This window comes from Galbibacter pacificus (assembly GCF_029603165.1).
Taxonomy (GTDB): domain Bacteria; phylum Bacteroidota; class Bacteroidia; order Flavobacteriales; family Flavobacteriaceae; genus Galbibacter; species Galbibacter pacificus.
In genome coordinates this window covers 128,366-142,426 of record NZ_JAQSVC010000007.1, presented here as the reverse complement: position 1 = coordinate 142,426, position 14,061 = coordinate 128,366, and the positions used below count along the sequence as shown (strand labels likewise).

Here is a 14,061-nt window from a genome sequence, read left to right as displayed (position 1 = left end):
TCATTTACTCCATAAACTGTAAATTTATACCAGCAAATAACTGAAACTGTGGCTGTGTACCACTTGTAAGCATAGAATATTGCGGTTCAACAAAGCAGTTTACCATTGTTTTACCAACATTAACCACTTTCCCGATACCTAAGCCCATTGGCACGCTATAAGCATTACTTTTAAAATCGAAATACCATATGGGTGCACCCCTTAAATAAGTGCCTTTACCAAGTTGCCAGAAATAAAAAGGTTGAATTGCCGCGCCATTGGTATCTTGCCTATCGCTTTGTCCGGCAAAAGAAGCCTGCCATGTTACGAGCCCTCCAAATTGAAAAACAGGAGATTTTGCAATAAAGGCCACGATGGCAAAACCACCTTGCCATTTCCCGGTGCCCAGTACTTCATCGGTGGCGGTGGGTGCCGTTACCATAGGCCCAGCCCCGACCGTAGTTGTTGCATTGGACACAAAACTATATGAAACAAATGCATTGGTGTCTCCCAGACCACTAGTTGAATTAACAACTCCCGTGGCCATATTTGGCATTGCAATGGTACTTAATGCCGAAGATACCCGCAACAAAAATTTACCTCCTGCAAAGGGTTTGGCAAACCTAACCCAACTTGTATTCATATAAGCCTCGTCTGGGGCATTGGATAATTTTGGGACATAATAATTTTGAAAGTTAAGTGCCGTCATATTTGCCAAGGGGTTGTTGGCCTGTGCGGCACTTGCCTGTTTGTCTGCGTCTTGTGCAAAACCCATTCCCATGGAAAAAAATAATACCGCCAATAGTGATAGATTTAATTTTTTCATAGTAAAACTAAATTGATTGGTTATCTATAAATTTCATTAAGCACGTACAGTTGCCTGTATGGGCAAACCTGCCGTTTTTTATAGGAAAGGGGAAGAATAAATGTTCTTGTTAAAACAAATATACAATATTTAGGTTATGGTTGTTTTTTAAATGGGGAAATAAAAGTGATGGTTTTTGGCAGATTACTATTCATATAGCCGTAACCTATTTTTAAGGGATTGTAGCTCCTTGTTCATTTCATCAATTCGGTCCAAAAGGTGAGCTATGGTTTCCAAACCTTCCAGATTTATCCCCAAATCATGATACAACCTTACCATTTTTTCCAATTTTGGCAATTCGTCTTCTTGTATAAACTGTTTTTCTCCTTCTTTTTTTAGATGAATTAACTTTGCTTCGGTAAAATGCATTACAAAAACTTCGTCTACACCATAATTGTTACAAAACTCGGATATTGATATGATATATTTTGATGCCATCGTTATGATTTTAAAGATTTGTTTTTTTTAATTTTTCAAACAGTTCTTTTTGTTCATCGGTAAGCTTGGTTGGCATTTGTATTTGATAAGAAATGTACAAATTGCCATAAGCGCCTTCCTTTTTATAAACTGGAAATCCTTTTCCCTTTAATTTTACCTGCTGGCCGTTTTGGGTTCCTGGGGCCACTTTTAACTTTACCTTGCCATCAAAGGTTTCGGTGGTAATCTCTCCGCCAAGTACGGCGGTTGTTAAGTTTATGGTTTCGGTTTTGTACAAATTGGCGCCTTCCCGTTTAAAGGCTGTATTGTTTGCTATAGAAAAAGTTATGTAGAGGTCGCCATGTGGGCCACCGTTTACGCCCGGTGCGCCATGTCCTTTAATTTTTATGGTCTGGCCGTTTTCTATACCTGCCGGAATGGTAATCCTGATATTTTTTCCGTTTACGGTAAGTGTTTGCTTATGTGTGGTGTATGCACTGCGGAGGTCCAATTGAAGCTCGGCGTTAAAATCCTGTCCGCGGAACTTGGTTTGCCGCTGTTGCCTGCCAAAACCCCTGCTCCCGAACATCGATTCGAAAAAATCTGAAAAGTCTTCTTCTGATGCGCCTCCTGAATACGTAAATGGATCGCCCGAGGAATATTGTTGGCGTCCGCTATATTGTTGTTGTTGCTTGGCTTTTTCAAATTCTTCGGCATGTTGCCAATCCTTTCCATATTGATCGTATTTTTTTCGTTTTTCGGGATCGCTCAATACTTCATTGGCTTCATTAAGCTGTTTAAATTTTATTTCGGCCTCTTTGTTGTTCGGGTTTAAGTCCGGGTGGTATTTTCTGGCTAACTTTCTATAGGCTTTTTTTATATCGGCTGTAGAAGCGCTTTTATCGAGGTCGAGTACTTTGTAGTAATCAATAAATTCCATATTTAACGTTTAGCTATATTTTTCAACCGAATTTTACAAATTCCACTTATTAAAAATACGTATTTTATATTAAACATGAATCGGTTTATATTTAAAGAACCCAACCAAAAATAAAACTACTTTTCGCCTAAAATTTTTTTAAAACATTTAATTTTGGCTACCTTTTATCTGTAGCATGCAGTAAATCCGTTACCTTTTATTCTACAGAAAATCGAGGGGGTTTTGCGCCGATTTTAGCGAACTATGTGCCACATGTGTATAAATTTGAGTGGTCTGACAAAATTATGCCCCAGTAATTCCTGGATAAACCGGATATCTGCACCGCTTTTCAATAAATGGGAAGCATAGCTATGGCGTAGCCCATGTATGCCTATTTTTTTTCTAATGCCGGCAGCTTTCACTGCTTTTCTAAAAACATGCTGCAAACTACTTTTCGAGTATGCCCCACCATATTGGCCTTCAAACAAAAACTTTTCAGGCTTATATATTTTCCGGTATTGATTGAACAGCCCTAAAACCGACTCGGATAACGGAACGTAGCGATCTTTCTTCACTTTGGCAGAAGCTATAAGCACATAACGATCGCGAATATCTATGTCTTCCAATTTTAAATGGACAACTTCGCTTACCCGGAGCCCCATACCGTAACAAAGTTTTAGAATGAGTAGAGGTTTTGGGGTTTTTCACCTATTTAAAAAGGAGTTTTATCTCACTTTTATTTAGTGTTTTGGGGTAATGTTAACGGTTTTTTGGGGCGCGGAATGTCAAAAAACATTTTGGGCTGGTGCAATACTTGTTCAAAGTAAAATTTAATGGCATTTATTTTACCGTTCATTTTTCGTTCGCACATTTTTTCCTGTTTTAAACAATACAGAAAATAATCTTTTAAACATTGGGAAGTAAGCCTTTTTACCGGATAATCATTCAAGAGTTTTAACAGATGTGCAAATTCGCTCAAATACATCCGGATGGTATTGGCGCTATATGCCTTGAGCTCCAACTGGTTTCTCATTTTTGCATAGGCCTCCCGGTTAATAGGATGGATCTGCAACTCCTTTTTTTGCCCTATGTTATTTTTCGGAAGGCCCCAAAACAGTCCTTACCGCCGGTAAATCGGGCAAGTACCAAGCCTTATTGGTATTGCTCCACTTGGCCGAAGGGAATTGTTTTCTCAAGGCATCTTTAAGCTTAAGGTCAAACGGGAACTTGACAAAAATAACCGGTTTTTCCCTATGATATCCAAATTGGTATGGATATAGACGAGTCTCCATTATATTTTTTATTTAGTAAATATACGAATATAATATATAAAATAATGAATGATAAAAATTAAAAATACGCTATAACCTTCTGATAACATGATTATTTATATCCATTAAAAAAGTGTTGTATTAAAAACGGATATTATCTATATTTGTGTGATTCTGTGGGCTTCTTGTTGTTTCGCCTTAGGGCGAAACAACAAGAAGCCCCGGACTGTTAGCTGCAACCAACCCAAACGAAATCCGAAAAAATATCATTTTGATTTTATACCAATAGTTGGTATATTTGTAATAAATAATTTTAGAATTATGGCTAAAAACACATCTATTTTACTTGGAGATTATTTTGACAATTTCATCAGCCGACAAATAAAAACAGGAAAATATTCTTCTGCAAGTGAAGTCGTAAGGGCTGCTTTGAGAATGTTTGAGCGTGAAGAATCCAAAAGAGCTGAGCTTATCAAAGAGCTAAAAAAAGGAGAAAAATCAGGTTTTGTAGAAAATTTTGACCGGGAAAAACGCTTAAAAAGCCTTCATCAAAAACATTTGGCTGAATAATGAATTATAACATCAGTCAAGAGGCGAATCAAGATATTGAGAATATATGGCTTTACACTTATGAAAATTGGTCGCTAGAACAGGCAGACAGGTATTTTAACTTAATAATGGATGAAATTGAATATTTGGCTGAAAATCCAGAATCAGGAAAAGATTACGGTCAAATAAGAAAAGGATATTTCCATTCCCAAATAAAATCGCACTTTATTTTTTATAAAATCAATCGAAAGAGTAGTGAGATTGAAATCATCAGAATTTTGCATCAGAGAATGGATATTGAATCTAGACTGAATGAATAAAATGGCTGTAGCTAACAAAGATGGTAACCGTTGCAAAACCCTTCGGGACCTGTGGTTAAATTGTTAGATGTAAGAAAAAATTAATCTTTAAAATTTAAACTTATATCAAAACTCATGTCATTTTGCCTCCCTCCCCGAAAAACAATTTATGTGCCTTCTCGTAATCTTGTTTTGTATCGATATCCATTACAAAGTCTCCCGCGGGAATGGCAATAACGTTGTCCTCGTTTTCCTTTATAATCTGCTTAGCGCCTTCATCTGCGTTTAATTCTTCCAATAAATTAAAATATTTCTGCGGAAAAATTGCCGGCACCCCAAGTTTTTTCCTGAATTGAGAAGCAATAATACTTTGACTTTCCTGCTGAAATGTATGTTGAAGTGTTTTTAAATACCTGCCCGTAACGAAAGGTTGATCGCCCAAAACAAACAAAATCCCGTCAAAATGATGATGCTTTAATTCTTTTACCGCAAAAGCGATGGAACTTCCCAAACCATTTTTCCAGTTTTCATGCTTTAAAATAGGGACGTTCAAGGTTGTTTGCTGCTCAATTAATTTGGCATTTGCGCCCAACACCACAAATACATCTTCAAAAATTGGAGTTGCAATACGTATGCTATGCTCCAACAACGTTCTGTCTCTCCATGGCAATAATTGTTTTGGAACCCCCATCCTGTTGGAAGCCCCTGCTGCAAGGATTATTATGGCTATTTTTGGTTTCATTCTTGGTCCGTTCGTTATTTTTTACTCAGTGTTTGCGTCGTTTCTTTAGTTCCTTGTCGTTGTTTGTTAATCATGTATGTATTCGTCCTTTTTTGTTTTTTAACGGAATTACTTTTTGTTCCCTAAAAACCGATAATATCTCGGCAATTATGGAAACGGCTATTTCCTGTGGTGTTTCTGCGCCTATGTTAACCCCTGCTGGTCCGTGAACCGATTCAAAAAAATCGAGATCTATGTCCGGTTGGTGTTCGGTAAGTTCGTTAAACAACTTTTCCCTTCTTCTTAACGGACCTAAAATCCCTAAATACCTATGCTTTTTATTGGTTAATTTTAATAAATACTGTAAATCTTTGGAGTAGCTGTGTGTCATTAATACTACCGCCGTCTGATTATCTATTATGGCAGGATCGAATATTTCGGGCCTTGTATTGACAATAGCTTTGGCCCCGGGGAAGTTTTCCAATGTTTTCGGGTCGGTTTCGGGAGCTACAATGGTTATTTCCCACCCGCATGACGATGCCATTGCACATAATTGAACGGCATCATGCTCGGCTCCGATAACAAGTAATTTTAACGATGGCTTTAATGTTTGCACAAAAACATCGAGCGAAGCTGGCGAAACCCTTGAAAGTTTTTGGTTAAAGGGAAAAACGGCATCACCCGGGAAAGTTACCAAAGTACCGTATCGGACATCCGCTCCGTCCTTTGCTTCAAAAAAAGAATGCAAGTGCAGTGCTTTACGTTTGTTTATAGCTTCATCAAAAGCACTCAAAAATTCATTGGAAACATCAAAAGGTTCAATTAAAATATACAAAATCCCTTCGCACCCTAATCGGTAACGCCCATCATATGTTATTAATTTTGGAATATCATCGTTAAAAACCGATAAACTTTGTCTTTGCACTTCCTTTTCTACGCATCCGCCACTTACGGCTCCTATCATGGTTCCATTTTCATGTATTAGCATACGTACGCCGGGCTTTCGGTAAGAAGAACCTTCCAAGGCAACAACGGTAGCCAGTACACAACGCTCGCCTTTGGTTTTTGCTTTTTTATAAAACGTAACGATATGTTGTAGCTCGTGCATCATAATTGCGCTATTTTATTTATAGAACTCATTTCGAGTTGGTACAAACCGAACAACCGTTCCCTTTTCAAACGTTTCCTGCGGTGGCAACTGAATAAATCCGTCGGTTTCTGCCAAGCTCATTAAGTCCCCAGAACCATTTGTTGTGACTAAAAAAGCTACTTTTTTCCCATTTTCATCATTCAACTTTACATTTTTAAAAACGGTTAACGGAACCTCATTGGAAATCGCTTCGCCCAAAACAACTTTCATCGCTTTTTTTGACAATTCCATGCAAGCCGCAAGCCATGCCTTAAAATACACATGATAATTGGCAAAGGTAGACACTGGATTTCCCGGGAAAGAAAAAATAACGGTCTTTGTTTTTGGATGCACTCCAAACCAAAAGGGTTTCCCGGGACGCTGTTTTACCCGGTGAAATACCTTTTCTACCTTCAATGCTTCAAAGGCTTCCGGAATATAATCGTATTTTCCTTTGGATACACCCCCGCTTAAAATAAGTACATCGTTGCTATGTAGCAATTCCCGCAAGCTATTTGTAACCGCTTCTTTATCATCTTTTAAATGGAAGTGTTGGGGTGTAATTTTATTGGCTTCCAAAAGGGCATGCAACGAAAGCATGTTGGATTCCCGTATTTGGTGCGGCAACGGTGTTTCATGAACCGCAACCAATTCGTTTCCGGTTGATATCAACGTAACTTTTGGAAGTTTTTTCACCAACACCTCCACTTTTCCCACAGCGGCCAAAATGCCTATTTCGGCTGCCGTTATTTGAGTATTTTTTTTTATTACCACGGTTCCTTTGGTTGTATCGCTGCCTTGCCAATGTATGTTCTGACCTTTTTTTACTTCTTTTTGAAGTGTTGCCGTTCCGTTTCCAATATTTATATCTTCATACATCACGACGGTATCGGTGTTTTCGGGAAGAACGGCGCCCGTCATAATCTCCAAGCAATGCGATACATCTTTCAGTTTGGCTTGCTGGGTTCCGGCAGCCACGATTCCTTCAATGGGAAATGCATTGCGTTGCTGTTCGATTGTCGAATAATGTATTGCTATTCCGTCTTTTGTAGCCCTGTTAAATGCAGGAAAATCCCTGTCGGCCAGGATATCTTCTGCCAAAACACGGCCAAAGCTACTGGTAAACAGCACTTTTTCGGTTCCGTAGAACTCTTTTTGCTCTAAAACTTTTTTATAAGCCTCTTTAAAAGAAATCATGCTGTCTGTATTTTTATCCATTCTCTTCATTTTATACCTACATGATTTTAAAACCATGCAAGAGGTTTACTTGTAAAAACGGTCGGACCGCCACGCGTACCTGCACTTATATGTTTATCAATCCCAATCCGTTATTCAACATTACGCGCAATCCTACAATAAACACCAAAACAGCGGTCAGCAATTTAATGCCTCTTCCGCTTAATTTGTTCAAACTAATCCTAATTCCTATTTGCCCACCAATAAATACGACCGCCAACAATATTAAACCTTCCTTCCAAGGAAAAATAAACATCTGGTTGGTTACGAGCCCTGCAATGCCAGAAATGGAATTCACCAAAATAAAAAAGCTGGCCAAAGCTGCAATTTTAATTGAAAAATCCCATCGCATATGGTTAAGTATCGGTGCTAGGAAAATTCCGCCACCAATGCCTACCAAGCCAGACAAAAAACCTATTCCGGCCCCTAGAGCATAGGTTACCCAAATGGGATACTTCTTGGCCGTAAGCCGTGTTTTGCGTTTTTTTTCCTTTAAACTTTGTGTGGCCAACAATATGGCCGAAATCATTAATGCTATTCCTAAAATAATGAAAAAAACATATTCTTTCAACCTAAAAGACGCCCCTAAATAAGCCAATGGAATACTGGCTACCACAAAGGGAATAAACTTTTTTATGTCGAAATGCCCCTTTTTATAATACAAAATCGTGCTTCCCGACACCACCATTAAATTACATACCAAGGCAATGGAACGAATAACAAAAAAGCTTGCGAAAAATAGGGTAAGTAATGCCAGGTAACTGCTTCCTCCGCCAAAACCAACCGAAGAATATAGCACGGCTATGATAAAAAAACTGAGCGAAAGAATAAGTAACGAATCAAATGTTAATTGCATTTTTTAAATATTTATTAATCCCGCCTTCAAGTTCACGGAAATTTCTATTGAACTGTTCTTTTAAATATTTACAGGCTTTTGCGCTTCGGATACCGGATTGGCATACCAGAACCACTTCTTTTGAAGTATCTATTTCATGCTTTCGCCTGCTCAATTCCTGCAACGGAATGTTATAGGAAGAATCTATATTGAAGTTTTTAAATTCTTCTGAAGTACGAACATCTATAATTTGAAGCTCCGCATTGCTGTTTAACATATTTTGAAGCTCGATGACCGAAATTAAATCATCCATTTCGCATAAAACTTCTTCATAATTGGTTTCCAATTGGGTACGGTGCAGGTTTTCTTTTACCGCCTTGAACATAATTTGCTGGTATTGTTGCTGAAGACCGTTAAAAATCAATAATTTTCCTGAAAGCGGTCTTCCAATACCCGTTATAATTTTTACGGTTTCCAATGCCTGAAGGTTTCCTATAATTCCGGGAATTATGCCCAAAACCCCATTTTCGTTACAATCGGGCATTTCTCCCCTTCCGGGCATGGTAGGGAACAAACAGCGGTATGTAGGGCCACCCCGGTAATTAAAAACGCTCACTTGTCCTTCAAATTCGTGCAATGCTCCATAAACAAAGGGTTTTTCTAGCATTACACAAACATCGTTAATTAAATAGCGCGTAGGGAAATTATCGGTTGCATCTACCACAACGTCATAATCCTTTATAATTTCCAATGCATTTTTGTTGCTTAGGTATGTGGGGTATCCTTTTATTTGGGTTTCTATATTTTGGGCTTTCAGTTTTTTTGTGGCAACCTCTAGTTTAGGCAAGCCCACATCGGCTTCAGCATAAAGTACTTGCCGTTGAAGATTGGAAAGATCGACAATATCGTTTTCCACAATTCCCAAAGTACCTACGCCCATGGCATTGAGATACTGCAAAACCGGAATTCCGAGACCGCCGGCACCCACAACCAAAACTGCAGATTGTTTCAGCTTTTCTTGCGCTTCTTCTCCAAAACTTTTTAAGATGGTTTGCCGTATGTATCTATTTTCCTTCAATTTTTTCAGTTTATTGATGATTTCCAGATAATCTTCTTCTGAATTTGCATTTAAAAGTACATCTTCTTGCACTGGTTTCACAATTTCCACATCATTATTCAGCAAGAAATTTACTGGAGAAGCCAATTTTCCTTCTTCTAAATAGTTTTCAGCTCTTTTTAATCCATCGGCCTCCCAAATAGCGCATAGAGGTTCGGGAAATGATTGTTTAGAAGACTTAAAAGCGGTTGCATATTTAGTAGCATTTCGTGATAAAACAAGCTGTTTTATTGCTTTTTCATCAATTAAAGGAAGATCGCATGCCAAAACCAGCCAAGCAGCATTTTTGTCCAAATGGTGAGCGCTCAATAAACCGTTAAAAGGCCCCGGATATAGGTTTTTATCCACAATGAGGTTTATTTCATGGCTAAATTCCTGTGCCTGCTCCTTTCTTACGCTCATGAAAACCTTGTTGCAGCACACTTTTAATAAATTATAAAGATATTCCCTTTGTGGTTTTCCGTGATAATTGAGCAATCCTTTGTCTTTTCCCATTCGGGTGCTTTTTCCGCCGGCAAGGACCAATCCGTATAACTTACCGGTTGAAGTCACTTTTTCCACCAGACTTTTTTTCCAATTGAATATTGGTAATTTTGATGTCATGCGACAATGCTTTGCACATATCGTAAATGGTCAAAGTGCTGACCGAAACTCCCGTTAATGCTTCCATTTCCACTCCGGTACGCTCATTGCATTTTACCGTGCATATTATTCTCAAAGTGTTTTCTATAGGCTGAATGTCAATATTAATTTTGGATAATGATAATTGATGACAAAGCGGAATAAGGTCTGCTGTTTTTTTTACCGCTTGAATTCCCGCGATAACCGCAGTTTGCATGATGCTTCCTTTTTTGTTTGAAAATTGAGCCTCTTCCAGTTGATTAAAAACATCCTGAGGAAAAACAACCAGACCCGAAGCCGTTGCAATACGCTCGGTTTTATCTTTCCCAGAAACGTCTACCATTGTGGCTTCGCCGTGTTTGTTTATATGTGATAGTTTGTTCATTGCTATTCGTTGGTTGTTGTTCGTTGGTTTTTGGTTTCCTGCAAGGTTGAAAACCTTCAAACTTTTAACTTTATAACCTTACAACTTTCAACATCTATTATCCTCCAATGGAAGTCATGGAATTGTTAAATACCCCATTGTATTTTTGTTGTTCTTCAAATCCGGTTTTAGATCTGCTTCCTATGGCTGCCAAGATATGTTCCTTTATTTTTTTTTCAGAATTTTCCCCACGTAAAATATCGCGGATGTTCATTCTGGGCTTTCCGTACAAACAGGTAATAACATCGCCAATGGCCGAAATACGCAAGCGGTTGCAACTACCGCAAAAAGTACGAGAAAATGAAGGGATTAACCCAAATGTACCTTTGTAATCTTCTATTTTATAATTCATGGAAGTCGATGTTGATGGCGATTCCAATTTTTTAATTTCATCAAAATGTTGTTCAATGTAGCGGTAAATCGTTTTATAATCCCATTGAATGGAACTAAATTGCTTTGAGCCCCCATTGAACGGCATTTCCTCCAAAAACCGAACCGATACATTGTAATATTTGGTCAATGCAATAAGCGGAAGGATTTCTTCTTCGTTTTGCCCTTCCAAAACAATGCAATTAATGCGGACATTAAAATCTTCTTCAATTAATTTTATCAGGTTTTCATAAACAACATCATATTGTTTCCGTCGGGTAATCCGTTCAAAAGTTTCCTTTCGGATGGCATCCAAACTCACATTGATGTCTTTAATTCCCAAAGATTTTAACTCTTTTATGTACGGGCCAATCAATGTGGCATTGGTGGTGACCGAAATTTCTTCCAAACCTTCCAAGTTTGCCAAATGCCGAAAAAGCACCATAATGTCCTTGCGAACAAAAGGTTCCCCACCAGTTAACCGGATTTTGGTAATGCCTTGTGAAACCATAATACTGCTTAACCGGCACAGTTCGTCCATGGTAAATATATTGTCCCGCTTGGCAAAATCGATCCCCTCTGCCGGCATGCAATAGTTACAACGCAGGTTACAACGATCGGTAATTGCCAATCGCAGATAATTTATTACCCTGTTATGGTTGTCTATAAGCATTTGTTTGTTTCTGGTTTTGGTTTTCTATTCTACAAATTCAATTTTTAAAAGCTTTCCATTTTCAAACGTTGTTTTATCCTCCGCTTACGGGCGGGATTAAGGCAACCTCATCGTCTATGGTAACCAAGGCTCCGTCTTCGGCATAATGACTGTTTACCGCAATGGCCAAGGAAGATAAATTAGCAAGCGCTGGATACTTCTTCATTAAAAACGATTTTAACTCGCTTACGTTACCAATTACGGCATCCGAAGGAATTTTTAATACCTCCTCACCAATAATTTCTTTCGTTATACCAAACAATAATACTTGCATGTTTCTTTCTGCTTTCTTGTTTTATCAGCATAAGTTAATTAAAAACGAAGGAATTAAAAATCTATTAAACCTTATTTAACATTCCTATTGTATTATTTTAAAATGTTGTTTTATTTTTTATGAAGTTTACATTTTTACTTCAATAAATTATCTGATAATTCCTCCAACGATTTCCCTTTGGTTTCTAGCATTAAAAAGATAACAAAAAGCAATTGCAGCACCATCATCCCGGCAAAAAAGTAAAATATAACCGCCGGCCCCACCCTTTCTGTAAAGTAAGGGAAGAAATTAGTAATTAAAGCGGCAAAAACCCAGTGCGTTGAACTTCCTAGCGACATTCCGTAGGCGCGGACCTTATTGGGGAAAATCTCTGAAATAAACACCCAAATAACGGCACCTTGCCCAATGGCATGCGAAGCGATAAAAAGAAAAGTAAGCATGGGAACGATAGCTCCTTCGGTATTTTCCAAATCGAATGCCCTTCCAATAAAAAACAGGGAAACTATATAACCTACCGAGCCTATGTACATAAGTTTTTTGCGCCCGCTCCTATCAATTAAGTACATTCCAACCAACGTAAAAATCAAATTTACAATTCCAACACCAACCGTTGAAAATAAAGACGATTCGGCTCCCAGTCCTGCATCCTTGAAAATTCGCGGTGCATAATAAATAACCGAATTGATTCCGGATAATTGATTGAAAAAGGCAAATAGGAATGCCAGCAACATCACAAAACTATATTTTTTAGAGAAGAAACTTTTGGCAGAAGCAGTTTCTGTATCGTCTTTTAATGATTTTTTAATTGCTGATAATTCTTCATGGCAATTTTCGGCATTAATTGTCTGCAACGTATTAAAAGCTTCTTCCTCGGCACCGTGTTTTGCCAATACCCAACGCGGGCTGCGTGGCAATTTTTTTATTAAAATGGCAAATACCAATGCCGGAATAGCCTCGACACCGAGCATCCAACGCCATGAGCTTTCCAAATTAAGCAAACTAATGATGTAATTTGAAACATAGGCCATTAAAATACCCAATACTAAATTAAGCTGAAACGAAGCTACCAATTTACCACGGTTCTTGGCCTGCGAAATTTCTGAAATATAAATGGGCGCTGTTACCGAAGATGCGCCAACGGCAATACCGCCTAAAAACCTAAAAACGATAAACGAATATACTTCGGGTGCCAAAGCCGACCCAATTGCCGATATTAAAAACAAAACCGCAATCCAAAGCAATGTATTCCTCCTTCCTATTTTATCTGAAGGGATCCCCCCGAATATTGCCCCCACCAGGGTTCCATACAAGGCTACCGCAATGGCAAACCCATGCTTTAAATCGTTTAATTCCCATACCTGTTGTATGGCTTGTTCGGCTCCTGAGATTACTGCGGTATCGAATCCAAACAAAAAGCCACCAAGCGAAATGATGATGGCCCATTGTAAAACTTTGTTCATAGGTGCTTCTAATTTAAACGGAATGTTCCATTTTTGGTTGATTAGCGCTAAAGATAGAAATTTTATTGTAGCTGCAAGGCTTTTTCAAGATCGAGATCGGCAACCGAATTGATAATCATATCCGGCTTGAACGCATAATTGTTTAGATCTTCTTTTTTAGAAACCCCCGAAAGGGTTAAAATGGTGGTATACCCCAATTGCACGCCGCCAAGAATATCGGTATCCATGGTATCTCCAATAATAATGGTTTCCCGGGCTTCCAAGCCTAAATATTTTCGTGCAGAGCGCATCATTACCGGACTTGGCTTTCCTACCGAAAAGGCTTTTTTTCCTGTTGCTTCTTCAATCATGGTTACAATGGCTTTAATCCCCAAGTTCACCCATCCTTTTTTCATTGGGGACGGATCCAGGTTGGTTGCAATAAATTTAGCTCCAGACAAGATCATATCTACTGCATTGTTTACCATTTCCAATGTAAAATTGCGCCCTTCGCCTACCACTACAAAATCGGGATTTTGGTTTACCATGGTATAGCCGTGCTGGTGCAAACTGGTAATCAAGCCACCTTCGCCCAACACGTATGCCGTTCCGTTAGGATTCATAAACGACAGGAAATATGCCGTGGCCATAGCACTGGTATACACATTTTCCTCTTTAATTTTAATTCCCATGCGGGCAACTTTATTGACTGCATCCAAGGGCGTACGCTGACTGTTATTAGTCATAAACAAAAAGGGGATTTTTTCTTTTTGCAAAGTTTTAATAAACGTATCTGCTCCGGGAATTAGCGTGTCGTTGCCATAAATTACGCCATCCATGTCGATTAAAAATCCTTTCTTCATCTATTATATCTTTTTTATTTCT

General features: G+C 38.5%; 18 protein-coding genes. 2 read left to right on the top strand and 16 right to left on the bottom strand.

The window, feature by feature from the left end; all coding sequences use genetic code 11:
• Positions 1 to 4: 4 nt before the first annotated feature.
• The 6 genes from PSF86_RS16770 to PSF86_RS16745 form a co-directional block, all read right to left on the bottom strand.
• A complete protein-coding gene (locus PSF86_RS16770; protein ID WP_277901247.1) occupies positions 5 to 805 on the bottom strand; it encodes a hypothetical protein in 801 nt (266 codons plus the stop codon).
• Positions 806 to 991: 186 nt separating this feature from the next.
• A complete protein-coding gene (locus PSF86_RS16765; RefSeq protein WP_277901246.1) occupies positions 992 to 1,282 on the bottom strand; it encodes a chaperone modulator CbpM in 291 nt (96 codons plus the stop codon).
• A gap of 10 nt (positions 1,283 to 1,292) precedes the next feature.
• The gene (locus PSF86_RS16760) at positions 1,293 to 2,201 is read right to left on the bottom strand and encodes a J domain-containing protein (protein ID WP_277901245.1); all 909 of its coding nucleotides are present in this window, start codon (positions 2,199 to 2,201) and stop codon (positions 1,293 to 1,295) included.
• Positions 2,202 to 2,434: 233 nt separating this feature from the next.
• Positions 2,435 to 2,842 carry a tyrosine-type recombinase/integrase gene (locus PSF86_RS16755; RefSeq protein ID WP_277901244.1) on the bottom strand — a complete coding sequence of 136 codons (408 nt, stop codon included), beginning with the start codon at positions 2,840 to 2,842 and terminating at the stop codon, positions 2,435 to 2,437.
• A 74-nt stretch (positions 2,843 to 2,916) separates the two neighbouring features.
• Positions 2,917 to 3,213 carry a phage integrase N-terminal SAM-like domain-containing protein gene (locus PSF86_RS16750; protein ID WP_277901243.1) on the bottom strand — a complete coding sequence of 99 codons (297 nt, stop codon included), beginning with the start codon at positions 3,211 to 3,213 and terminating at the stop codon, positions 2,917 to 2,919.
• A gap of 58 nt (positions 3,214 to 3,271) precedes the next feature.
• Positions 3,272 to 3,472, bottom strand: coding sequence for a hypothetical protein (locus PSF86_RS16745; RefSeq protein WP_277901242.1), 201 nt, complete (start codon positions 3,470 to 3,472; stop codon positions 3,272 to 3,274).
• A 300-nt stretch (positions 3,473 to 3,772) separates the two neighbouring features.
• Between PSF86_RS16745 and PSF86_RS16740 the strand changes: the two genes are divergently transcribed.
• Both PSF86_RS16740 and PSF86_RS16735 read left to right on the top strand, forming a co-directional pair.
• Complete coding sequence (locus tag PSF86_RS16740) at positions 3,773 to 4,021, top strand: type II toxin-antitoxin system ParD family antitoxin (protein ID WP_277901241.1); 249 nt, start codon at positions 3,773 to 3,775, stop codon at positions 4,019 to 4,021.
• Positions 4,021 to 4,320 carry a type II toxin-antitoxin system RelE/ParE family toxin gene (locus PSF86_RS16735; protein ID WP_277901240.1) on the top strand — a complete coding sequence of 100 codons (300 nt, stop codon included), beginning with the start codon at positions 4,021 to 4,023 and terminating at the stop codon, positions 4,318 to 4,320. Before PSF86_RS16740 ends, PSF86_RS16735 begins: the two co-directional genes overlap by 1 nt.
• A 112-nt stretch (positions 4,321 to 4,432) precedes the next feature.
• On the opposite strand, the gene PSF86_RS16730 is transcribed toward PSF86_RS16735, so the two are convergent.
• The 10 genes from PSF86_RS16730 to PSF86_RS16685 form a co-directional block, all read right to left on the bottom strand.
• Positions 4,433 to 5,041, bottom strand: coding sequence for a nucleotidyltransferase family protein (locus tag PSF86_RS16730; RefSeq protein WP_277901239.1), 609 nt, complete (start codon positions 5,039 to 5,041; stop codon positions 4,433 to 4,435).
• Between the two features lie 70 nt (positions 5,042 to 5,111).
• Positions 5,112 to 6,131 (bottom strand): XdhC family protein, encoded by a 1,020-nt coding sequence (locus PSF86_RS16725; RefSeq protein ID WP_277901238.1) that lies wholly within the window; start codon positions 6,129 to 6,131, stop codon positions 5,112 to 5,114.
• A gap of 12 nt (positions 6,132 to 6,143) precedes the next feature.
• Positions 6,144 to 7,367 carry a molybdopterin molybdotransferase MoeA gene (locus PSF86_RS16720; protein WP_338424039.1) on the bottom strand — a complete coding sequence of 408 codons (1,224 nt, stop codon included), beginning with the start codon at positions 7,365 to 7,367 and terminating at the stop codon, positions 6,144 to 6,146.
• An 85-nt stretch (positions 7,368 to 7,452) separates the two neighbouring features.
• On the bottom strand, positions 7,453 to 8,241 hold the full coding sequence (locus PSF86_RS16715; protein ID WP_277901237.1) for a sulfite exporter TauE/SafE family protein: 789 nt from the start codon (positions 8,239 to 8,241) through the stop codon (positions 7,453 to 7,455).
• Positions 8,225 to 9,940: a ThiF family adenylyltransferase gene (locus PSF86_RS16710; RefSeq protein ID WP_277901236.1), complete on the bottom strand. Its 1,716-nt coding sequence runs from the start codon at positions 9,938 to 9,940 to the stop codon at positions 8,225 to 8,227. The genes PSF86_RS16715 and PSF86_RS16710 overlap by 17 nt, the downstream gene beginning before the upstream one ends.
• Positions 9,873 to 10,343 carry a cyclic pyranopterin monophosphate synthase MoaC gene (gene moaC, locus PSF86_RS16705; RefSeq protein WP_277901235.1) on the bottom strand — a complete coding sequence of 157 codons (471 nt, stop codon included), beginning with the start codon at positions 10,341 to 10,343 and terminating at the stop codon, positions 9,873 to 9,875. The genes PSF86_RS16710 and moaC overlap by 68 nt, the downstream gene beginning before the upstream one ends.
• 97 nt (positions 10,344 to 10,440) lie before the next feature.
• Positions 10,441 to 11,424, bottom strand: coding sequence for a GTP 3',8-cyclase MoaA (moaA, locus tag PSF86_RS16700; protein ID WP_277901234.1), 984 nt, complete (start codon positions 11,422 to 11,424; stop codon positions 10,441 to 10,443).
• Between the two features lie 73 nt (positions 11,425 to 11,497).
• Entirely contained in the window at positions 11,498 to 11,737 is a 240-nt protein-coding gene (locus tag PSF86_RS16695) for a MoaD/ThiS family protein (RefSeq protein WP_277901233.1), read from the bottom strand.
• Positions 11,738 to 11,871: 134 nt separating this feature from the next.
• Positions 11,872 to 13,197 carry a sugar porter family MFS transporter gene (locus tag PSF86_RS16690; protein ID WP_277901232.1) on the bottom strand — a complete coding sequence of 442 codons (1,326 nt, stop codon included), beginning with the start codon at positions 13,195 to 13,197 and terminating at the stop codon, positions 11,872 to 11,874.
• 62 nt (positions 13,198 to 13,259) lie between these two features.
• Positions 13,260 to 14,039: an HAD-IIA family hydrolase gene (locus tag PSF86_RS16685; RefSeq protein ID WP_277901231.1), complete on the bottom strand. Its 780-nt coding sequence runs from the start codon at positions 14,037 to 14,039 to the stop codon at positions 13,260 to 13,262.
• Between the last annotated feature and the right edge of the window lie 22 nt (positions 14,040 to 14,061).